15 protein-coding genes are annotated in these 21343 nt (G+C 69.6%); 9 read left to right on the forward strand and 6 right to left on the reverse strand.

Annotated features, from left to right (window positions below):
* Nucleotides 1–222: 222 nt before the first annotated feature.
* From map to WS92_RS35925, 3 genes are all read left to right on the forward strand, one after another.
* Nucleotides 223–1038 carry a type I methionyl aminopeptidase gene (gene map / locus WS92_RS22015; protein ID WP_006026060.1) on the forward strand — a complete coding sequence of 272 codons (816 nt, stop codon included), beginning with the start codon at nucleotides 223–225 and terminating at the stop codon, nucleotides 1036–1038.
* Between the two features lie 140 nt (nucleotides 1039–1178).
* Nucleotides 1179–3755: a [protein-PII] uridylyltransferase gene (locus WS92_RS22020; protein ID WP_006026059.1), complete on the forward strand. Its 2577-nt coding sequence runs from the start codon at nucleotides 1179–1181 to the stop codon at nucleotides 3753–3755.
* A 14-nt stretch (nucleotides 3756–3769) separates the two neighbouring features.
* Nucleotides 3770–5389 (forward strand): pseudouridine synthase, encoded by a 1620-nt coding sequence (locus WS92_RS35925; protein WP_171845234.1) that lies wholly within the window; start codon nucleotides 3770–3772, stop codon nucleotides 5387–5389.
* A gap of 72 nt (nucleotides 5390–5461) precedes the next feature.
* Here the strand turns inward: WS92_RS35925 and def are convergent, their stop codons facing one another.
* The 5 genes from def to WS92_RS22050 form a co-directional block, all read right to left on the reverse strand.
* On the reverse strand, nucleotides 5462–5992 hold the full coding sequence (gene def, locus WS92_RS22030; RefSeq protein WP_006026057.1) for a peptide deformylase: 531 nt from the start codon (nucleotides 5990–5992) through the stop codon (nucleotides 5462–5464).
* A complete protein-coding gene (ligA, locus tag WS92_RS22035; RefSeq protein ID WP_006026056.1) occupies nucleotides 5989–8064 on the reverse strand; it encodes an NAD-dependent DNA ligase LigA in 2076 nt (691 codons plus the stop codon). The genes def and ligA overlap by 4 nt, the downstream gene beginning before the upstream one ends.
* Nucleotides 8065–8313: 249 nt before the next feature.
* A complete protein-coding gene (locus WS92_RS22040) occupies nucleotides 8314–9609 on the reverse strand; it encodes a cell division protein ZipA C-terminal FtsZ-binding domain-containing protein (protein WP_059934581.1) in 1296 nt (431 codons plus the stop codon).
* 82 nt (nucleotides 9610–9691) lie between these two features.
* Nucleotides 9692–13204, reverse strand: coding sequence for a chromosome segregation protein SMC (gene smc / locus WS92_RS22045; protein ID WP_015602242.1), 3513 nt, complete (start codon nucleotides 13202–13204; stop codon nucleotides 9692–9694).
* A gap of 148 nt (nucleotides 13205–13352) precedes the next feature.
* The gene (locus WS92_RS22050) at nucleotides 13353–14300 is read right to left on the reverse strand and encodes a DMT family transporter (RefSeq protein ID WP_059934580.1); all 948 of its coding nucleotides are present in this window, start codon (nucleotides 14298–14300) and stop codon (nucleotides 13353–13355) included.
* Between the two features lie 265 nt (nucleotides 14301–14565).
* Between WS92_RS22050 and dapC the strand changes: the two genes are divergently transcribed.
* The 6 genes from dapC to cls all read left to right on the forward strand — a co-directional run bounded on the left by dapC (nucleotide 14566) and on the right by cls (nucleotide 20791).
* Entirely contained in the window at nucleotides 14566–15813 is a 1248-nt protein-coding gene (gene dapC, locus WS92_RS22055) for a succinyldiaminopimelate transaminase (protein ID WP_171845235.1), read from the forward strand.
* Between the two features lie 64 nt (nucleotides 15814–15877).
* Nucleotides 15878–16705: a 2,3,4,5-tetrahydropyridine-2,6-dicarboxylate N-succinyltransferase gene (gene dapD, locus WS92_RS22060; protein WP_006026051.1), complete on the forward strand. Its 828-nt coding sequence runs from the start codon at nucleotides 15878–15880 to the stop codon at nucleotides 16703–16705.
* Nucleotides 16705–17079 (forward strand): ArsC family reductase, encoded by a 375-nt coding sequence (locus WS92_RS22065; RefSeq protein ID WP_006026050.1) that lies wholly within the window; start codon nucleotides 16705–16707, stop codon nucleotides 17077–17079. Before dapD ends, WS92_RS22065 begins: the two co-directional genes overlap by 1 nt.
* Nucleotides 17080–17152: 73 nt before the next feature.
* Nucleotides 17153–18292 carry a succinyl-diaminopimelate desuccinylase gene (dapE, locus tag WS92_RS22070; protein ID WP_059934578.1) on the forward strand — a complete coding sequence of 380 codons (1140 nt, stop codon included), beginning with the start codon at nucleotides 17153–17155 and terminating at the stop codon, nucleotides 18290–18292.
* Between the two features lie 13 nt (nucleotides 18293–18305).
* Nucleotides 18306–19229 (forward strand): 50S ribosomal protein L3 N(5)-glutamine methyltransferase, encoded by a 924-nt coding sequence (gene prmB / locus WS92_RS22075; protein WP_059934577.1) that lies wholly within the window; start codon nucleotides 18306–18308, stop codon nucleotides 19227–19229.
* Between the two features lie 122 nt (nucleotides 19230–19351).
* Nucleotides 19352–20791: a cardiolipin synthase gene (cls, locus tag WS92_RS22080; RefSeq protein WP_006026047.1), complete on the forward strand. Its 1440-nt coding sequence runs from the start codon at nucleotides 19352–19354 to the stop codon at nucleotides 20789–20791.
* A gap of 30 nt (nucleotides 20792–20821) precedes the next feature.
* Here the strand turns inward: cls and WS92_RS22085 are convergent, their stop codons facing one another.
* Complete coding sequence (locus WS92_RS22085) at nucleotides 20822–21301, reverse strand: glutathione peroxidase (protein WP_006026046.1); 480 nt, start codon at nucleotides 21299–21301, stop codon at nucleotides 20822–20824.
* Between the last annotated feature and the right edge of the window lie 42 nt (nucleotides 21302–21343).

A 21343-nucleotide genomic window follows, 5' to 3' on the forward strand; every position in this document is an offset into this window, starting at 1 on the left:
TAGCCAATAAGTATAGCACGCAGGCGTGACGCCCCTCAAGTCGCCCGCTGCTTTCGCCGGGCCGGGCGCGCGCCCGGCCGCCGCAGGACGGCTTACCCTCGGCCATCCGACTGCGCCGGAATTCACGCCAAAATTCGCGCTGCGCCGCTCCGCGAAGGGCTGCGACGGCAGGAATAAGGTGCGATAATTGCGTGTAATTCACCGCATTTCAGGCATCGACTCATGGCTATTACGCTCAAAAACGAACACGACATCGCGCAGATGCGCATCGCCTGCCGTCTCGCGAGCGAAGTGCTCGACTACATCACGCCGTTCGTCGTCGCCGGCGTGACGACGGGCGAACTCGATCGCCTCTGCCACGAGTACATGGTCAACGTGCAGGGCACGGTGCCCGCGCCGCTCAACTACCAGCCGCCCGGCTACCCGCCGTTCCCGAAGGCGACCTGCACGTCGGTCAACGACGTGATCTGCCACGGCATTCCGGGCGACAAGACGCTCAAGAACGGCGACGCGCTGAACATCGACATCACCGTCATCAAGAACGGCTATTTCGGCGACACGAGCCGGATGTTCATCGTCGGCGAGGGCTCGATCCTCGCGAAGCGCCTCGTGCAAACCACCTACGAATGCATGTGGCTCGGCATCGACCAGGTGAAGCCCGGCGCGCATCTCGGCGACATCGGCCACGCGATCCAGAAGCACGCGGAGGCGCAAGGCTACAGCGTCGTGCGCGAATACTGCGGCCACGGCATCGGCACGGTGTTCCATGAGGACCCGCAGGTCGTCCACTACGGACGCCCGGGCACGGGCATCGAGCTCAAGCCCGGCATGATCTTCACGATCGAGCCGATGATCAACGCCGGCAAGCGCGACATCCGCACGATGCCCGACCAGTGGACCGTCAAGACCCGCGACCGCAGCCTGTCCGCGCAGTGGGAACACACGATCCTCGTCACGGAGACGGGCCACGAGGTGCTGACGGTGTCAGCCGGCACGCCGGCGCGCCCGACGTTCGCCTCGCCGGCGACGGCGGCTTGAGCGGCTTGAGCGGCTTGCCGCGCGCTTTGTGCGCACCGCCGTCCGCTTCGCACGCTTGACGCTTGTTCAGCTTGATTTAGCCAGGTAGCCGCCCGCGTCATCGCGCGCGGCCGTTCAACCGCCCAATTCGATCGCCGCCCATGAGCGCATCCGTCGCCGCGCCGCCTCACGCGCTGTCGCGCAAAGCCGAATTCAAGGCCGCGAAGGCCGGGTTGCTCGCGCGCTTCAAGACCGCGACCAACGTCACGCCGCTGATGCACGCGCTGTCGCGCGCGACCGACGACGCGCTGCGCCGTCTGTGGCAGGAATGCGGGCTGCCCGCGACGCTCGCGCTCGTCGCGGTCGGCGGCTTCGGGCGCGGCGAGCTGTCGCCGCATTCGGACGTCGACATCCTCGTGCTGCTGCCCGATGCGCACGCGAGCGAGCTCGACGAACGGATCGAGCGCTTCATCGGCATGGCGTGGGATCTCGGGCTCGAGATCGGGAGCAGCGTGCGCACGGTCGACCAGTGCATCGAGGAGGCGTCGCAGGACGTCACCGTGCAGACGTCGCTGCTCGAGGCGCGCCGCATCGTCGGCAGCACGACGCTCTTCGAGCGCTTCATGCTGCGCTACCGCGAGGCGCTCGACGCGCGCGCGTTCTTCCAGGCGAAGGTGCTCGAGATGCGCCAGCGCCATGCGAAGTTCCAGGACACGCCATACAGCCTCGAGCCGAACGTGAAGGAAAGCCCGGGCGGCCTGCGCGATCTGCAGACGATTCTCTGGATCGCGCGCGCGGCGGGCTTCGGCAGTAGCTGGCGCGAGCTCGACACGCGCGGGCTCATCACCGATCGCGAGGCGCGCGAGCTGCGCCGCAACGAAGGCTTCCTGAAGACGCTGCGGGCGCGGCTGCACGTGATCGCCGGGCGGCGCCAGGACATCCTCGTGTTCGACCTGCAGACTCAGGCGGCCGAGAGCTTCGGCTATCAGCCGACGCCCGCGAAGCGCGCGAGCGAGCAACTGATGCGGCGCTACTACTGGGCCGCGAAGGCGGTCACGCAGCTCGCGACGATCCTGATCCAGAACATCGAGGCGCAACTCTTCCCGGCGACGAGCGGCGTCACGCGCGTGCTGTCGCCCGGGCGCTTCGTCGAGAAGCAGGGCATGCTCGAGATCGCCGCGGACGACGTGTTCGAGCGCCACCCGGACGCGATCCTCGAAGCGTTCCTGCTGTACGAGGCGACGCGCGGCGTGAAGGGCCTGTCCGCGCGCACGCTGCGCGCGCTCTACAACTCGCGCGACGTGATGAACAACGCGTGGCGGCGCGATCCGCGCAACCGCCGCACGTTCATGCAGATCCTGCAGCAGCCGGAAGGCATCACGCACGCATTCCGCCTGATGAACCAGACGAGCGTGCTCGGCCGCTATCTGCTGAACTTCCGGCGGATCGTCGGCCAGATGCAGCACGACCTGTACCACGTGTACACGGTCGATCAGCACATCCTGATGGTGCTGCGCAACATCCGGCGCTTCGCGGTGGCCGAGCACGCGCACGAATATCCGTTCTGCAGCCAGTTGATCGTGAACTTCGAGCGGCCTTGGGTGCTGTACGTCGCCGCCCTCTTCCACGACATCGCGAAAGGCCGCGGCGGCGACCACTCGGCGCTCGGGATGGCCGACGCGCGGCGTTTCTGCCGCGAGCACGGGATCGAGGGCGACGATGCGGCGCTCGTCGTCTGGCTCGTCCAGCATCACCTGACGATGAGCCAGGTCGCGCAAAAGCAGGACACGAGCGACCCGGAAGTGATCAAGCGCTTCGCGGACCTCGTCGGCAGCGAACGGCGGCTGACCGCGCTCTATCTGCTGACCGTCGCCGACATTCGCGGCACCAGCCCGAAGGTGTGGAACACCTGGAAGGGCAAGCTGCTCGAGGATCTGTATCGCGCGACGCTCGCCGTGCTGGGCGGCGCGCAGCCCGACGCGCATTCGGAGCTGAAGACGCGGCAGGAGGAGGCGCTCGCGCTGCTGCGCCTCGAAACCGTGCCGCCCGACGCGCACCGCGCGCTGTGGGACCAGCTCGACGTCGGCTACTTCCTGCGCCACGACGCGGCCGACATCGCGTGGCAGACCCGCGTGCTGTACCGGCACGTCGAGGCCGACACCGCGATCGTCCGCGCGCGGCCGTCGCCCGTCGGCGACGCGCTGCAGGTGCTCGTCTACGTGAAGGACCGCTCGGACCTGTTCGCGGGCATCTGCGCGTACTTCGACCGCAACGGGCTGTCGGTGCTCGACGCGCGCGTGAACACGACGCGCCACGGCTACGCGCTCGACAACTTCATCGTCACGCAGACCGAGCGCGACGTGCAATACCGCGACATCGCGAACCTCGTCGAGCAGCAGCTCGCCGCGCGCCTCGCCGAATCGGCGCCGCTGCCCGAGCCGTCGAAGGGGCGGCTCTCGCGGCTGTCGCGCACGTTCCCGATCACGCCGCGCGTCGACCTGCGGGCCGACGAGCGTGGCCAGTACTACATTCTGTCCGTGTCCGCGAACGACCGGCCAGGCCTTCTTTATTCGATCGCGCGCGTGCTGGCCGAGCACCGGGTCGGCGTCCATGCGGCGCGGATCAATACGCTCGGCGAACGCGTCGAGGACGTCTTCATGCTCGACGGCACCGGCTTGTCCGACAACCGTCTGCAGATCCAAGTCGAAACCGAGTTGCTGCGCGCGATCGCAGTGTGAGTGTTCCAGCGTTTATGCGCACAAAATTGACCGTCAAGAATCCGCGCCCGGCGACGCCCGGCCGCGCCCCCGTCCGTTCCGGCAGCCTTACCGCGCGCAAGGTCGCGCGGCCCGACCCGAAAGCGGCTGGCGCGAAGCCGGCCGCGGCGAAGCCTGGGGCGAAGTCCGCTGCATCAGCGTCCGCGGCAAAGCCATCGGCGCCGCGCGGCGCGGCGGCCGCCGCGCAAAAACGCGCGGGCGTGCCGGCTCGTCCGGCGGCATCCGAAGGCAAGCGCGTCGCGAAGCCGCGCGCCGCGCATGACGCCGGCCGCGCGGGCGACGAACGCGCGGCGGCCAAGCGTGCCGGCGCGCCCGGCGCAGCGGCCGGCGAGCGCGTGCGCCGCACCGATGCGAAGCCGGAGCGTCGCACGGCCGACCGCGCAGCCGCGCGCGACGAGCGGCCGTCGCGCAGCCCGGGCATGCGCTCGTCCGATCCAGGCGCGCGCGGCGCGACGGGCGCGAAATTCGGCGGTGCGCCGCGCACCGAGGCGCGTCGCACGGACGGCCCGTCATCCCGCGCGGACGGCCGCGGCGCGCGCGGCGCGTCGTCGTCGTTCGCGGGCAAGAGCGCGACGACCGGCAAGCGTGCGCCGCAGCGCGCCGACGATCGCCACGGCGCATCCGCGAAGCGCGCGTCGCCGCGCACCGAGCGTACCGAACGCACGGCGCGCTTCGACAACCGCTCGGCAACCCGCGCGAGCGCGTCCGACGATCGCCGCCCCGCCGCCCGCGCAAAGACAGGCGCGCGCCTGAAAGCCGCGCAACCGGTCAAGCGCCGCATCGGCGGGCCGGATGAAACCGCCGCCCAGGGCGACCGAGTCGACCGGGGCGATGAAACGGGCCTCGTGCGCCTGTCGAAGCGGATGTCCGAACTCGGCCTCTGCTCGCGCCGCGAAGCGGACGAATGGATCGAGAAAGGCTGGGTGCTCGTCGACGGCGAGCGCATCGACACGCTCGGCACGAAGGTGCGCGCCGACCAGCGCATCGAGATCGATTCGAACGCGCGCGCCGCGCAGGCCGCGCAAGTGACGATCCTGCTGCACAAGCCGGTCGGCTACGTGTCGGGCCAGGCGGAGGACGGCTACGCGCCCGCCGCGACGCTCGTCACGCGCGAGAACCACTGGAGCGGCGACCGCTCGCCGCTGCGCTTCTCGCCGCAGCACCTGCGCGCGCTCGCGCCCGCGGGCCGGCTCGACATCGATTCGACGGGCCTTCTCGTGCTGACGCAGAACGGCCGCGTCGCGAAACAACTGATCGGCGAGCAATCCGACATCGACAAGGAATATCTGGTGCGCGTGCGCTTCGGCGAGCGCACGGCCGACATCGAGCGACACTTCCCCGCCGAGTCGCTCGCGAAGCTGCGCCACGGCCTGGAGCTCGACGGCGCGCCGCTCAAGCCCGCGATGGTCAGTTGGCAGAACGGCGAGCAGTTGCGCTTCGTGCTGCGCGAAGGCAAGAAGCGCCAGATTCGCCGGATGTGCGAGCTCGTCGGTCTCGAGGTGATCGGCCTGAAGCGCGTGCGGATGGGCCGCGTGATGCTGGGCGCGCTGCCGCAAGGCCAGTGGCGCTATCTCGGGCTGGACGAGTCGTTCTGAGCACGACGGCCGTGCGCCCGGGTGCCGCGCAATAGCGGCCGCGAGCGGCGCCGTCGCGCGCCGCTTCGCCGGTCAGTCGGCTTGCGCGTCGAGCCCCGGGAACAGCACGTCGGTGTAGCCGAACTTCGAGAAATCGGTGATCCGCATCGGATAGAGCTTGCCGATCAGATGATCGTACTCGTGCTGGACGACCCGCGCGTGGAACCCCTCCGCGATCCGCTCGAGCTTCGCGCCGTACTGGTCGAAGCCGCTGTAGCGCACGCGCCGGTAGCGGCTCACGACGCCGCGCAGCCCCGGCACCGACAGGCAGCCCTCCCAGCCCTCCTCCATGTCGGGCGGCAGATACTCGACGCCTGGATTGACGAGCACGGTCTCCGGCACGGGCGGCGCCTCCGGGTAGCGCTCGCTGTTGCCGAAGCCGAAGATGATCACCTGCAGCCCGACGCCGATCTGCGGCGCGGCGAGCCCCGCGCCGTTCGCGTGATGCATCGTCTCGAACATGTCCGCGACGAGCGCGTGCAGCTCCGGCGTGTTGAACGTCTCGACCGGCCGGGCAACTTCCAGCAGACGCGGATCGCCCATCTTCAGAATCTCGCGAATCATCGCGCGTGGCCCTCCAGGAGTTTGTGCATGCCTGCTTCGTCCAGCACCGGAATGCCGAGTTCCTCGGCTTTCGCGAGCTTGCTGCCCGCGTCGGCGCCCGCGACGACGTAATCGGTTTTCTTCGACACCGAGCCCGCCACCTTCGCGCCCGCCGCCTCGAGCATCTCCTTCGCGGCGTCGCGCGTGAGCGTCGGCAGCGTGCCCGTGAGCACGACGGTCTTGCCCGCGAGCACGCCTTGCGGCGCGCGCGGCGCGGGCGGCCCTTCGGGCCACGTGACCTTGCCCTTCGCGCGCAGTTGCTCGATCACCGTGCGATTGTGCTCCTCGGCGAAGAACTGATGGATCGATTCGGCGACGATCGGCCCGACGTCGTTGACTTCGAGCAACTCGTCGATCGACGCGTCCATGACCGGATCGAGCGAGCCGAAGTGCTTCGCGAGATCCTTCGCCGTCGATTCGCCGACGTGCCGGATGCCGAGCGCGTAAATGAAGCGCGCGAGCGTCGTGTGCTTCGCCTTCTCGAGCGAGTCGATCAGGTTCTGCGCCGATTTCTCCGCGAAGCGATCGAGCTCGACGAGCGTCGAGAAGCCGAGATTGAACAGATCGGCCGGCGTGCGCACGAGGTTCTGCTCGACGAGCTGATCGATGATCTTCTCGCCGAGCCCGTCGATGTCGAGCGCGCGGCGCTGCGCGAAGTGCCAGAGCGCCTGCTTGCGCTGCGCGGGGCAGAACAGCCCGCCCGTGCAGCGCGCGATCGCCTCGTCGGGCAATCGCTCGATCCGCGATCCGCATTCCGGGCACTCGGTCGGCATCACGAACTCGCGCGCATCGGCGGGACGCCGGTCGAGCACGGCCGACACCACTTCCGGAATCACGTCGCCCGCGCGGCGCACGATGACCGTGTCGCCGATCCGGATGTCCTTGCGGCGCACCTCGTCCTCGTTGTGCAGCGTCGCGTTCGTGACGGTCGCGCCGCCGACGAACACGGGCTCGAGCCGCGCGACCGGCGTGATCGCGCCCGTGCGGCCGACCTGCACGTCGATCGCGACGAGCTTCGTGAGCGCCTCCTGCGCGGGGAACTTGTGCGCGAGCGCGAAGCGCGGCGCGCGCGACACGAAGCCGAGCCGATCCTGCTCGTCGCGGCGGTTCACCTTGTAGACGACGCCGTCGATGTCGTACGGCAGCGATTCGCGCCGCTCGCCCACCGAATGGAAGAATCCGAGCAGGCCCGCCGCGCCGCGCACGACCGCGCGCTCGCGGTTCACCGGCAGGCCGAGCGTCTCGTACCAGTCGAGCAGGCCGCTGTGCGTGCCGGGCATCTCGACGCCGTCGAGCACGCCGATCCCGTATGCGAAAAACGACAGCGGCCGCGACGCGGTGATCTTCGAATCGAGCTGCCGCAGGCTGCCCGCCGCCGCGTTGCGCGGATTCGCGAACTCGCGCTGGCCCGCCGCGCGCTGGCGCTCGTTCAGGCGCGCGAAATCGCGCTTGAACATCAGCACTTCGCCGCGCACGTCGAGCATGCGCGGCACATGCCTGCCCTTGAGCGTCAGCGGAATCGAGCGGACCGTGCGGATGTTCTCGGTGACGTCTTCGCCCGTCGTGCCGTCGCCGCGCGTCGATGCCTGCACGAAGCGGCCGCCCTCGTAGCGCAGCGAGATCGCCAGGCCGTCGAACTTCAGCTCGCACGCGTATTCGACGGGCTCGGTCACGGTGCCGGCGAGGTCGGTCGCCTTGTCGAGGCCGTCGGCGACGCGCTTGTCGAATGCGACGACGTCGTCGTCGGAAAAGCCGTTGTTGAGCGACAGCATCGGCGTGTCGTGGACGACCGGCGTGAAGCCGCCCGCGACTTCGCCGCCGACGCGCTGCGTCGGCGAATCGGGCGTGACGAGATCGGGGTGCTCGGCCTCGATCTGCTGGAGTTCGACGAAGAGGCGATCGTACTCGGCGTCGGGCAGGTCCGGCTGATCGAGCACGTAATACGCGTAGTTCGCCCGCTCGAGCTCGGCGCGCAGCCACGCGGCGCGCTTCGCCGGCTGGCTGGCGGGCGGTTCAACAGGGGATCGGGCCATGCTGGCGGCACTTTCTCGTGAGGATAATCAGGCGACGATTATCTCAGTTCCGAGCCCGTTTCGGCATCGGCTGGATGGCCGAACGAGTGCGGAAATCGCCTGCGTCCGACGGTTCGGATGATGCGGTGCGGCAACGCGATCACCAGCCGCGATCACCAAGCCGCCATCGGCAGCCGCGACCGCCATCGCCCGCGCGAGGCGCGCCGGCCGCGCTGCGCCGCAGCGAAAACCGCAGCGCCCGGCTTGTTCCTACTGACTGAACAGCCGCCGCGTGACGGGCGAGCCGGCCGGAATCCCCGCCTCCTCGAGCCGCGCGTACAGCTTCATCAGTTGCTGCTCGATCGCGAGCAGCGTCGATTCGGGCAGCGGCCGGCGCTGGTCGTCGACGACGCGCGCGCCGATCCGCTCGGACAGCGATTTCGCGTAGTCGCACATCAGCCTGAACGGCAGAATGTCCTCGTCGGCGACGGGCACGTCGAGCACAAGCGTGATCAGATTGCCGCCCTTGTACGTGAGATCGTCGCGCAGGAAATTCGTGTCGCCGAACTGCAGCATGAACACGGGATTCTGCTTCGCGTCGAGCTTCACGAAACGCGTGCCGTCGCGCGACAGCAAGAGCCCGTCCTGCGACGCAACCGCCTGCACGTAGTTCGCCGACCACGGCGCGCCGTCCGACATCACGTTGATCGACAGTTGCGCGTCGCATTGCGCGGCGAAACCGTCGAGTTCGCGCGCCATCGACACCGTTTCCATCATGTCCGGGAATTCCGGCGCGCCGTCGATCGCGTCCGCGAACTGCTGGACGCCCGTCACGAATTCGGAGAACTCGAGCTCGTTGAGCGGGCCGCTGCGGTTCGCGAGCTGCGCGGCCGCGCGCAGCTCTTCGTAGCGCACGCCGTTTTGCAGCAGCTCCCATGCGTCGCCGCCATCCGGCTTGCCCTCGATGTGCACCGGCTTGCTGCCCGCGCGGCGCAGCCGCTGCGCGGCGGGCAGGATCTTGTCGCCCGCAAGCGGGCTCGCGAGGCGGATCGGCACGATGCAGTCGATCCGGCGGTCGACGATCGCGGGCGGCGCCGCGGAAATCGTCGTCGCGGCGGGCAGCACCGGTTCGACCGGCTCGTCGCGCGCCGAATCGGGCGCGGCGGCCGCTTCGTCGCCATGCGCTGTTTCGACGGCGGGCTCGACCGCGCCGTTCGCGGCGGTCGCCTCGGCCTGCAGGTCGGCCGGCGTATCGGCGGGGGCCACGCCGCCGCCGAACGTCGGCTCGACGCGCGCTGCGTCGCCGCTTCGCGCGCCCGACGCGCTGCCCGACGCGCTGCCCGCCGCGCCGCCCGCCACGGCCTCGCGACGCGCCGGCTGCCGCACCGGCTCGATGAAGGGCGCGTCCTCGTCGCGCTCGTGCCGCGCGGCGGCCTCGGCCGCCTCCGTCGGCATCGGGCGCGGCATCCTCCGGCGCACCTTCGCGCCCTGCCACGCGTTGTAGACCACGACGCCGCCCACCACGACGGCGCCCGCGCCGATCAACCCGAGTGTCAACTCGTCCATGCAAGCTCCATCCAATTCTTTTTCATCGGACTCGCGGGCGGGCGCCGATGCGCCGCGCGCCCGCGGGGCCATTCGTCAAACGTCAATTCTGGGCAAAACCCGCGGCCGTTTCCATGTCGACCGCGACGATCCGCGACACGCCCTGCTCCTGCATCGTCACGCCGATCAGTTGCTGCGCCATCTCCATCGCGATCTTGTTGTGCGAGATGAAGAGGAACTGCGTCTTGTCCGACATCGCGCGCACGAGATTCGCGAAGCGCTCGGTGTTCGCGTCGTCGAGCGGCGCGTCGACCTCGTCGAGCAGACAGAACGGCGCCGGATTCAACTGGAACATCGCGAACACGAGCGCGGTCGCCGTCAGCGCCTTCTCGCCGCCCGACAGCAGGTGGATCGTCGCGTTCTTCTTGCCGGGCGGCTGCGCCATCACCTGCACGCCGGCATCGAGAATCTCGTCGCCCGTCATGATGAGCTTCGCCTGGCCGCCGCCGAACAGGCGCGGGAACAGATCGCTGAAATGGCGGTTCACTTCGTCGAAGGTCGCCTGCAAGAGCGCGCGCGTTTCCTGGTCGATCTTGCGGATCGCGTCCTCGAGCGTCTCGATCGCGTTCGTCAGGTCGGCCGATTGCGCGTCGAGGAACACCTTGCGCTCGCTCGCGGCCGCGAGCTCCTCCAGCGCCGCCATGTTGACGGGGCCGAGCGCGTTGATCGCATTATTGATCCGCGTGACCTCGCCCTGCAGGTACGACGGCTTCATGTCCGGCGCGAGCTTTTCCCTGAGCGCCGCCTCGTCGACCTCGGCCGCCGCGAGCTGCTCGGCGAACTGCTCGCCTGTCATGCGCGCCGCCTGCTCCTTCAGTTGCAGCTCGGTGATGCGCTCGCGCAGCGGCTGCAGCGAGCGCTCGGCCGCGAGCCGCGTCTCGTCGGCCGCGCGCAGCTTCGCGGTGAGATCGTCGAGCTCCGCGCGCGCGGCGCCGAGCGCCCGCTCCTTCGCCGCGCGCACTTCGAGCGCGTCCTGCAGGCCGGTGTGCGCGGTCTGCTCGTTGATCGTCTCGAGCTCCGCGCGCGCGTCCTCGAGCGACGCCGCGACGCGCTCCGCCTGCTCGTGCGCGACCTGGATCGAGCGCTTCAGCTCGTCGATCCGGTTCGCGGACTGACGCGCGGCGAAGCGCGCGTCGGTGGCCGCACGCTCGCGCTCGCGCGCTTCCTGGCGCGCGTTCGTCAGCGTCTCGTCGAGCGACTCGAACGCGAGCTGGTTGTCCTCGAAGCGCGCCTGCAGCTCGGCGAGCTCGGCGTCGTGGCGCTCGAAGTTCGCCTCCGATTCCGCGCGCAGCGCGCGCTGCTCCTCGATCTGCGCGCCGATCTCCTCGAGCTCCTCGCGGATCTGCGTGCTGCGCTGCGTGTAGCGCTCGTGCGCCTGCGCGAGCTTGAGCACGTCCATTTGCAGCGCGTGCACGCGCTGCGTCGCGCGCTCGGCCTGCGCGCGCACTTCGGTCAGCGCCTGCGACGCCTGCGTGTGCGCCGCTTCCGCGCGGACCGCCGCCGCCTTCGCTTCGTCGGACAGCAGCGCCTGCGCGCGCACCTGGCGCGCCAGGTTCTCGATTTCCTGCGCGCGCGCGAGCATCCCCGCCTGCTCGGAATCGGCCGCGTAGAGCTGCACGCCCGAGCGCGTAACGACGTGGCCCGCCTTCACGACGAACGCGCCGCCCTGCGGCAGTTGCGTGCGCGCGGCGAGCGCCTGCGCGAGGTCGTCGGCGACGAACACCGTGCCGAGCCAATCGTTGAGCACCGCGCGCAGGCCCGCGTCATCGATCCGCACGAGCGGCAGCAGCGGGCGCAGCGCGCCCGGCGCGGCGAGCGGCTCGCCTGCGGCGGGCGGCGCGTAGAACGCGAGCTTCGCGGGCGGCGCGTCGGTCGCGAACGCCTTCACCCAGTCGAGATTCGACACTTCGAGCGCCGCGAGCCGCTCGCGCAGCACCGCTTCGAGCGCGGTTTCCCAGCCGGCCTCGACGTGCAGCTTCTTCCACAGACGCGGCAGCGCGCCGAGCTCGTGCTTGTCGAGCCACGGCTGGATCTTGCCTTCCGTCTGCACGTTTTCCTGCAGTTGCCTGAGCGCGGCGAGGCGCGCTTCGAGCTGATGAATCTGCGCGCTCTCGGCCTGCACGCGCTCGTGCGCCGCGCGACGCTCCGCGTCGAGGCGCGGCAGCGTCTCCTGCGCGTCGGCGAGGCGCGCCTGCGCTTCGGCCAGAATCTCCTCGTGCTCGGCGAGCTGCATCCGCAGCTCCTCGAGCTGCGCCTCGTCCGGCGCGTCGAGGCCGCCCGCCTCGGCCTTCAGGCGCTCGTGGCGCTGCTGAAGCTGTTGCAGTTGCTGATCGGCGTTGCGCTGGTGCGCGGCTTCGAGCTTGAGCGCCTGCTCGGTCTGCGCGATCCGGCCGCGCTCGTCGTTCAGGCCCGCCTGCGCATCGCGCCAGCGCGCCTCGAGCGCGGGCAGCGCGTCGTGCTTCGCGGCCGCGTCGTCCTCGGCGATCGCCGCCTTTTCGTCGGCGACCGCGCGCGCCTCTTCGGCCTCTTCGAGGTCGCCCTGCGCCTTGTCCGCCTGCGCGCGCCACTGCTCCTGCTGCGCGACGAGCGCGGCGATCTGCGACTGCACGCGGTTGCGCGATTCGACGATGAACTTGATCTCCGCCTCGAGCCGGCTCACCTCGGCGTTCGCCTCGTAGAGCGCGCCCTGCGCGCCCTGCATCGCGTCGCTCGCCGAATAGTGCGCGACGCGCAGCGTCTCGAGCTGCGCCTCGACTTCGCGCAGCTTCGCGGTCTGCGCGTCGAGCTCGAGCTGCGCTTCGCCGATCGCGCGGCGCTGCCTGTCCTGCTCGGCGGCCGCCTCGTTCTTGCGCAGCAGCCACAGCAGGCGCTGCTTCTCGTCGCCGTCGGCGACGAGCTCCTTGTACTTCGTCGCGACGACGGCCTGCGCCTCGAGCTTCTCGAGATTCGAGCCGAGCTCGCGGACGATGTCCTCGACGCGCGTCAGGTTCTCGCGCGTGTCGTGCAGCCGGTTCTCGGTCTCGCGGCGGCGCTCCTTGTACTTCGACACGCCCGCCGCCTCTTCGAGGAACACGCGCAGCTCCTCGGGCTTCGCCTCGATGATCCGCGCGATCATCCCCTGCCCGATGATCGCGTACGCGCGCGGCCCGAGGCCCGTGCCGAGGAAGATGTCCTGGATGTCGCGGCGGCGCGCGGGCAGGTTGTTGATGTAGTAGCTCGACGTGCCGTCGCGCGTGAGCACGCGCTTCACGGCGATCTCGCCGTACTGGCCCCACTGGCCGGCCGCGCGGCCGTCGGAGTTGTCGAAGATCAGCTCGACGCTCGCCCGGCTGCCGGGCTTGCGGGCCGTCGAGCCGTTGAAGATCACGTCCTGCATCGACTCGCCGCGCAGCTCGGACGCGCGCGACTCGCCGAGCACCCAGCGCACGGCGTCGATGATGTTGGACTTGCCGCACCCGTTCGGGCCCACCACGCCGACCAGTTGACCTGGAACCTGGAAGTGCGTGGGATCGACGAAAGATTTGAAGCCAGCGAGTTTGATCGAGCTCAGACGCACGGCGGTATCGGTGGTAAAGAGTGTGAAACGGTTCGGAGCCTGCGTTGCGCGCCGCGATTCGGCCAAAAGGCCCGCGCGCGCGCCGCACGCCCAAGATTCGAAAAACGGGGCCGTGCTGTCAAGCAGCCGGCCCCGCGGATGGGGCCAATCATACCATCGCGCGCGCGCCGTCCCGCGGCTCGCGCGGCTCGTCGCCCGCCGGGCGGGCCCGATGCACGCGGCTCGACAGCAGGGTCGCCACAACGATGCACAGGCCGCCCGCCCATTCGCGCGCGCTCGGCACTTCGTTGGCAAAAAGCCACGCCGACAACGCGGTGATAACGATCTCGAACAGCATGATGATCGACGCGCGGTTCGCCGGCACGCGCGCGAGGCCGTGCTGGACGAGCATGTTGTTCGCCGCGACCGTCACGCCGATCCCGACGACGAGAAGCGCCGCACGGCCGAGCTCGCCGCCCGCGGGCAACGGCGGCAGCCCCTCGACGAACGACGCGGCGACGCCCATCGCGGCCGCGCCGGCGAACAGCGTCGCCGTGCGCATCTCGGGCTTCATCTGCGGCAGCTCGCGGCTCGCCTTGACGACGAGCACGTTGCTCATCGCGAAGCTCATCCCGGCCGCGAGCCCCGCCCATTCGGCTGGGTTCGACGGCAGCGGCACGCCGAGCCGCGGCGACCACAGCATCAGCACCGCGCCGCCGAGCGACAGCGCGGCGAGCGCCGCGCCCGCCGCGGTCAGCCGCTCGCGCAGGATGACGTGCGCGTAGATCGCGGTCCACGCGGGCGTCAGATAGAAAAGCAGCATCACGCGCAGCACTTCGCCGTGAATCGTGCCCCAGACGAAGCCGAGATTCGTCACGCCCGCGGCGACGCCCAACGCGGGCAGCAGCCAATGCCGGCGCACGGTCGCGATCGACTTGCGCCGCACGATCAGCACGAACGCACACGCGACGACGCTCGTCGCCGCGCTCGCCGCCGTGCCCGTCACGCCGAGCGCCGCGAGCAGGCGCAACGGATACCAGATCAGGCCCCATACCGACGCCCCGACCAGAATCGCGAGCGTCGGCCAGCCGGCGCTCCGTCGTTCATTCGCTTGCAAACCGAACCTCTATTTTTTTCCTTCCCCGGACGGCATCGCGGCGCGCGCGCCGCGCGTTCCGCCGTCCGATGTCACGCTATAATCGAGCGCCGTCGCCGCGCCCACCAGGCCGGCACGCGCCGGCCCGCCGGCATCCCACGCCGCGATCCGCCGCGCCCGTCTTCGCCCGCGCCCGGCGGCGCCAGCCGCGCCGCCGCTTCGCGCCCGTTTCGCTTAAACCGGCCCATCCGATCGGCCATCTACCGGCTCCGTGAGCCACACGCCCGTGAATCCTCGTCTCGACACGCTGCAGCCCTACCCGTTCGAAAAGCTCCGCGCGCTCTTTGCCGGCGTGACGCCGAGCGCGCATCTGTCGCCGATCAGCTTCGGCATCGGCGAGCCGAAGCACGCGACGCCCGCGCTGATCCGCGACGCCGCGGCCGCCGCGCTCGACGGCCTCGCGTCGTATCCGGCGACGGCGGGCACCGACGCGCTGCGCGAGGCGCTCGCGCGCTGGCTCGAGCGGCGCTACGGGCTGCCGGCGATCGACGCGGCGACGCAGGTGCTCGCCGCGTCGGGCTCGCGCGAGGCGCTCTTCTCGCTCGCGCAGGCAGTGATCGATTCGAGCCCGTGCGGGAACGGTGAAAGACCAAGCGGTGAAAGCCAAAGCGGCGAAAGGCCGATCGTACTCTGTCCGAATCCTTTCTATCAAATCTACGAAGGCGCGGCGCTCCTCGCGGGCGCCGAGCCGTACTTCGTCAACAGCGACCCGGCGCGCAACTTCGCGCCCGACTATTCGGTCGTGCCGGCCGGCGTGTGGGCGCGCACGCAGCTCGTCTACGTGTGCTCGCCGGGCAACCCGACGGGCGCCGTGCTGACGCTCGACGACTGGCGCGAGCTCTTCGCGCTGTCGGACGAGCACGGCTTCGTGATCGCGTCGGACGAATGCTATTCGGAGATCTACTTCGACGAGGCGAAGCCGCCGTTGGGCGGCCTCGAGGCGGCGCACAAGCTGGGCCGCGGGTTCGAGCGCCTCGTGATGCTGTCGAGCCTGTCGAAGCGCTCGAACGTGCCGGGCATGCGCTCGGGCTTCGTCGCGGGCGACGCGGCGCTCCTCAAGCGCTTCCTGCTGTACCGCACCTATCACGGCGCGGCGCTGTCGCCCGTCTGGCAAAAGGCGAGCATCGCCGCGTGGGGCGACGAGGCGCACGTGTGCGAGAACCGCGCGCTCTACGCGCAGAAATTCGCCACCGTCACGCCGATGCTCGCCGGCGTCGTCGACGTGCGCCTGCCCGACGCCGCGTTCTACCTGTGGGCGAACGTCGCGCGAACCGGCCTGTCGGACACCGAGTTCGCCCGGCGCCTCTACGCCGACTATAATGTGACGGTCCTGCCCGGCTCGTATCTCGCCCGCGACGCGCACGGCGCGAATCCCGGCTGCGACTTCGTCCGGATCGCGCTCGTCGCCGGCACGGCCGAATGCGTCGAAGGCGCGCAGCGCATCGTCGACTTCTGCCGCGGCCTCGCCCGCTGAACGCGCGCCGCGCGCCAAAGCGCCCCCGATTCATCCATCATCCACGTCCAGCATAGCCACGAACATGTCGCAACAACTTCAGCAAATCATCGATAACGCCTGGGAAAACCGCGCCGAGCTGTCGCCGAAGGCCGCGTCCGCGGAAATCCGCGAAGCCGTCGCGCACGCGATCGAGCAGCTCGACCGCGGCGCGCTGCGCGTCGCCGAGAAGATCGACGGCGCATGGACCGTGCACCAGTGGCTGAAGAAGGCCGTGCTGCTGTCGTTCCGCCTGGAGGACAACGCGCCGATGCCGGCGGGAGGCTACACGCAGTTCTATGACAAGGTGCCGTCGAAGTTCGCGAACTACACCGCCGAAGATTTCGCCGCGGGCGGCTTTCGCGTCGTGCCGCCCGCGATCGCGCGCCGCGGCTCGTTCATCGCGAAGAACGTCGTGCTGATGCCGTCGTACACGAACATCGGCGCATACGTCGACGAAGGCACGATGGTCGACACCTGGGCGACGGTCGGCTCGTGCGCGCAGATCGGCAAGAACGTGCACCTGTCGGGCGGCGTCGGCATCGGCGGCGTGCTCGAGCCGCTGCAGGCGAACCCCGTCATCATCGAGGACAACTGCTTCATCGGCGCGCGCTCGGAAGTCGTCGAAGGCGTGATCGTCGAGGAGAACTCGGTGATCTCGATGGGCGTGTACCTCGGCCAGAGCACGAAGATCTACGATCGCGAGACGGGCGAAGTGACGTACGGCCGCATTCCGGCCGGCTCGGTCGTCGTCGCGGGCAACCTGCCGTCGAAGGACGGCGCGTACAGCCTGTACTGCGCGGTGATCGTGAAGAAGGTCGACGCGAAGACGCGCGCGAAGGTCGGCCTGAACGAACTGCTGCGGGGCGACTGATGGCGGGCGCGAAAGCCGCGGCCGGCACCGTCGTCTACGGGATACCGAACTGCGACACCGTGAAGAAGGCCCGCACGTGGCTCGAATCGCACGGCGTCGAGTTCGCGTTCCACGATTTCAAGAAAGCGGGCGTGAGCGCGCCGCTCGTCGAGGGCTGGCTCGCGGACGTGCCGCTCGCGGCGCTCGTCAACCGGCGCGGCACCACGTGGCGCGCGCTCACCGACGAGCAGAAGGCCGCAGCCGAATCCGAGGCGGGCGCGATCGCGCTGATGATCGACAAGCCCTCGGTGATCAAGCGGCCCGTCGTCGTCGTCGACGGCCGCGTGAAGGCCCTCGGCTTCTCGGCCGACGAGTACGCGGGGCTTTTCGCCTGAGCCCCGGGCACCGCCGCCCCCAACATGCTGCCGGCCGTCGCGCCGGCATTTTTTATCGAAAGTGGTCCGAAACATGTCCGCCACCCTTGCCCTCACCGAACAGTTGATCGCGCGCGCGTCCGTCACGCCCGACGATCAGCACTGCCAGCAGTTGATGATCGAGCGCCTCGCCGCGCTCGGCTTCGAGTGCGAAACGATCGCGTCGCACGGCGTGACGAACTTCTGGGCCGTCAAGCGCGGCGCGGCCGGCCGCGAAGGCAAGCTGCTCGCGTTCGCGGGCCATACCGACGTCGTGCCGACCGGCCCGATCGAGCAGTGGAGCTCGCCGCCCTTCGTGCCGACGCACCGCGACGGCAAGCTGTACGGGCGCGGCGCGGCCGACATGAAGAGCTCGCTCGCGGGCTTCGTCGTCGCGGCCGAGGAGTTCGTCGCCGCGCATCCGCAGCATCGCGGCTCGATCGGCTTTCTGATCACGAGCGACGAGGAAGGCCCGGCGACCGACGGCACCGTGAAGGTCATCGAAGCGCTCGCCGCGCGCGGCGAGCGCCTCGACTACTGCATCGTCGGCGAGCCGACGTCGACGGCGACGCTCGGCGACGTCGTGAAGAACGGCCGGCGCGGCTCGATGTCGGGCGAGCTCATCGTCAAGGGCGTGCAGGGCCACATCGCGTATCCGCATCTCGCGAAGAATCCGATCCACCTGCTCGCGCCGGCACTCGCCGAGCTCGCGGCCGAGCAATGGGACGCGGGCAACGAATACTTCCCGCCGACCACCTGGCAGGTGTCGAACCTGCGCGCGGGCACCGGCGCGACGAACGTGATTCCGGGCCACGCGGATCTGATGTTCAACTTCCGTTTCTCGACGGCGAGCACGGTCGAGAGCCTGCAGGCGCGCGTGCACGCGATCCTCGACAAGCACGGGCTCGACTACGAGCTGAACTGGTCGGTGAGCGGCCTGCCGTTCCTCACGCCGCGCGGCGAGCTGTCGAACGCGCTCGACGCGGCGATCCGCGCGGAAACCGGCCTCTCGCCCGAGCTGTCGACGACGGGCGGCACGTCGGATGGCCGCTTCATCGCGCGCATCTGCCCGCAGGTGATCGAGTTCGGCCCGCCGAACGCGAGCATCCACAAGATCGACGAGCACATCGAAGTGCGCTTCGTCGATCCGCTGAAGAACGTGTACCGCCGCGTGCTCGAACAACTGATCGCTTGACGAAGGCCGCCCGATGACGACATCCCCCTCCCCGTTCAAGACCGTCCGCGACCTCGTGCGCTACGCGGTGTCGCGCTTCTCGCAGGCGAAGCTCGCGTTCGGCCACGGCTCGGACAACGCGTTCGACGAAGCGGTCTATCTCGTGCTGCACACGCTGCATCTGCCGCTCGACACGCTCGAGCCGTTCCTCGACGCGCGCCTCGCGCCCGACGAGATCGACGCGGTGCTCGCCGTGATCGAGCGCCGCGCGACCGAGCGTGTGCCCGCCGCGTATCTCACGCGCGAAGCGTGGATGCACGGCCATCGCTTTTACGTCGACGAGCGCGTGATCGTCCCGCGCTCATTCATCGGCGAGCTGCTCGACGACGGCCTGCAGCCGTATGTCGAGGACCCCGAACTGGTCGGCTCGGTGCTCGAGCTGTGCACGGGCTCCGGCTGCCTCGCGATCCTCGCCGCGCTCGCATTCCCGAACGCGAGCGTCGACGCAGTCGACCTGTCGGCCGACGCGCTCGAAGTCGCGAAGATCAATCGCGACGACTACGGGCTCGACGAGCGGATCGCGCTGTACCGCGGCGACCTGTACGCGCCGCTGCCGCAGTTCAAGTGGATCGATCCCGCGCAGCGCTACGACGCGATCATCACGAACCCGCCGTACGTGAACTCGGATTCGATGGCCGAGCTGCCCGCCGAGTACCGGCACGAGCCGGAAATGGCGCTGGCGGGCGGCGCGGACGGAATGGACATCGTGCGCCGCATCGTCGGCGAAGCGCGCCGCTGGCTGAAGGACGACGGCGTGCTCGTCGTCGAGATCGGCAACGAGCGCGCGAACGTCGAGGCGGCGTTCGGCGGCCTCGATCTCGTCTGGCTGCCGACGAGCGCGGGCGACGACAGCGTGTTCCTGATCCACGCGGGCGACCTGCCCGCCGTCGCCGGCTGAAGCGGACCGGCATGTCCGGCTCATACGGAGTGACCGCTTGCGCGCACGCTTCGGTAAGATGCGCGTAAGCGGCGCCCGGTCGGCGCGCGCCGCGTGGCCTCCTTCTGGAATCCGACGCGCTCATGACCCTCGACTGGCTCCATCTCGGCACCCTCATCGGCCTCGCGCACATGCTCGGCGTGATCGCCGCCTGCCATGCGATCCTGAACACGCGCACGTCGCAAGGCGCGATCGCCTGGGCGGTGTCGTTGACGGCGATGCCCTACCTGACGCTGATCCCGTATCTGTTCCTCGGCCGCAGCAAGTTCTCCGGCTATGTCGACGCGCGCCGCCACGAGACCGCGGCGCTGCGCACCCGCACGCATCCCGCGCCGTGGGGCGCCGAAGGCTCGACGCTCGGCGCGCCGAAGGACGCGCTCGGCATCGCGCGCGTGCGCGCGCTCACGCGCCTGGTCGGCATGCCCTTCGTCGCGGGCAACGCGGTGCGCACGCTCGTCAACGGCGACGCGACGTTCTCCGCGATCCTCGCCGCGATCGACGCCGCGCGCAGCTACGTGATCGTCCAGTTCTTCATCGTCCGCGACGACGCGCTCGGCGCGATGCTGCGCGACACGCTGATCGCGCGCGCGAAGGCGGGCGTGCGCTGCTATCTGCTGTACGACAGCATCGGCAGCTTCGATCTGCCGTCGAGCTACGTGCACGCGCTGCGCGAAGGCGGCGTCGAAGTGCATCCGTTCGCGACCAACAAACAGTTCGTCAACCGCTTCCAGCTCAACTTCCGCAACCACCGGAAGATCGTCGTCGTCGACGGCGAACGTGCGTTCGTCGGCGGCCACAACGTCGGCGTCGAATATCTCGGCGGCAACCCGCGCCTGTCGCCGTGGCGCGACACGCACATCGAAGTGCGCGGCCCCGCCGTCGCGAACATCCAGTACGTGTTCGCCGAGGACTGGCACTGGGCGACCCAGTCGCTGCCGCCGCAGGCGCCGCCGCCCGCGCCCGCGCCCGACGCCGACATGCACTGCCTCGTCGTGCCGATGGGCCCCGCCGACAAGCAGGAGACGGGCTCGCTCTTCTTCGCGGAGGCGATCAACGCCGCGCGCGAGCGTGTGTGGATCACGACGCCCTACCTCGTGCCCGACGAGGCGGTGATTTCCGCGCTGAAGCTCGCGGTGATGCGCGGCGTCGACGTGCGGGTGCTGATCCCGAGCCGGCGCGATCACTATGTCGTATTCGAAGCGTCGAAGCTCTATGCGCGCGATCTCGTCGACGCGGGCGTGCGGATCTTCCGCTACCGCCCCGGCTTCCTGCACCAGAAGGTCGTGCTGATCGACCGCGCTGCCGCCGCCATCGGCAGCGCGAACCTGGACAACCGGTCGTTCCGGCTGAATTTCGAGATCATGGTGCTGACCGTCGACGAAGGCTTCGCAACCGAAGTCGAGACAATGCTCGCGCGCGACTTCGGCGACGCGTTCGAAGTCGATCTGAGCGAATACCGGCGCTCGCCCGCGTGGCGGCGCGTCGCGATGCACGTCGCGCGGCTGTTCGCGCCGATTCTCTGACGGCGCGCGGCGCACCGCGCGCCGCCTGGCTTAGAGCAGCTTGTCGACGTCCGCAGCGATATCCTCGGGCTTCGTCGACGGCGCGTAGCGCTTCACGATCTCGCCTTCCCGGTTCACGAGGAATTTCGTGAAATTCCACTTGATCGCCTTGAGGCCGAGAATGCCGGGCGCCTCTTCGGTCAGATACCGGTACAGAGGGTGCGCGTTCGCGCCGTTCACGTCGATCTTCGCGAACATCGGAAACGTGACGCCGTAGTTCTTCTCGCAGAACGCGCCGATCTGCGACGCGTCGCCCGGCTCCTGCTTGCCGAACTGATTGCACGGAAAGCCGAGCACGACGAGCCCGCGTTCGCGAAAGCGGTCGTACAACTGCTGCAGCCCCGCGTACTGCGGCGTGAATCCGCATTCGCTCGCTGTGTTGACGATGAGGAGCACCTTGCCCCGGTACTGCTCGAGCGGCACCTCGCCGCCCGAAAGCGCCTGCGCGTTGAATGAATACAGTTTCGACATCGGCTCGTTCCTCCCTGTTTCGATAGGGTTGCGCCGTCCGCG

The sequence above is a fragment of the Burkholderia sp. MSMB1588 genome (genome assembly GCF_001546925.1).
In the GTDB taxonomy this organism is placed as follows: Bacteria; Pseudomonadota; Gammaproteobacteria; order Burkholderiales; family Burkholderiaceae; genus Burkholderia; species Burkholderia humptydooensis.

Bases quoted from the DNA above. Each gene is read 5' to 3' on its own strand.
- dapD (WP_006026051.1), top strand. From the start codon at position 15,878: ATGTCGCAACAACTTCAGCAAATCATCGATAACGCCTGGGAAAACCGC.
- WS92_RS35925 (WP_171845234.1), top strand. From the start codon at position 3,770: ATGCGCACAAAATTGACCGTCAAGAATCCGCGCCCGGCGACGCCCGGC.
- WS92_RS22040 (WP_059934581.1), bottom strand. From the start codon at position 9,609: ATGGACGAGTTGACACTCGGGTTGATCGGCGCGGGCGCCGTCGTGGTG.
- dapE (WP_059934578.1), top strand. From the start codon at position 17,153: ATGTCCGCCACCCTTGCCCTCACCGAACAGTTGATCGCGCGCGCGTCC.
- WS92_RS22020 (WP_006026059.1), top strand. From the start codon at position 1,179: ATGAGCGCATCCGTCGCCGCGCCGCCTCACGCGCTGTCGCGCAAAGCC.
- def (WP_006026057.1), bottom strand. From the start codon at position 5,992: ATGATTCGCGAGATTCTGAAGATGGGCGATCCGCGTCTGCTGGAAGTT.
- prmB (WP_059934577.1), top strand. From the start codon at position 18,306: ATGACGACATCCCCCTCCCCGTTCAAGACCGTCCGCGACCTCGTGCGC.
- WS92_RS22085 (WP_006026046.1), bottom strand. From the start codon at position 21,301: ATGTCGAAACTGTATTCATTCAACGCGCAGGCGCTTTCGGGCGGCGAG.
- map (WP_006026060.1), top strand. From the start codon at position 223: ATGGCTATTACGCTCAAAAACGAACACGACATCGCGCAGATGCGCATC.
- cls (WP_006026047.1), top strand. From the start codon at position 19,352: ATGACCCTCGACTGGCTCCATCTCGGCACCCTCATCGGCCTCGCGCAC.
- ligA (WP_006026056.1), bottom strand. From the start codon at position 8,064: ATGGCCCGATCCCCTGTTGAACCGCCCGCCAGCCAGCCGGCGAAGCGC.
- WS92_RS22065 (WP_006026050.1), top strand. From the start codon at position 16,705: ATGGCGGGCGCGAAAGCCGCGGCCGGCACCGTCGTCTACGGGATACCG.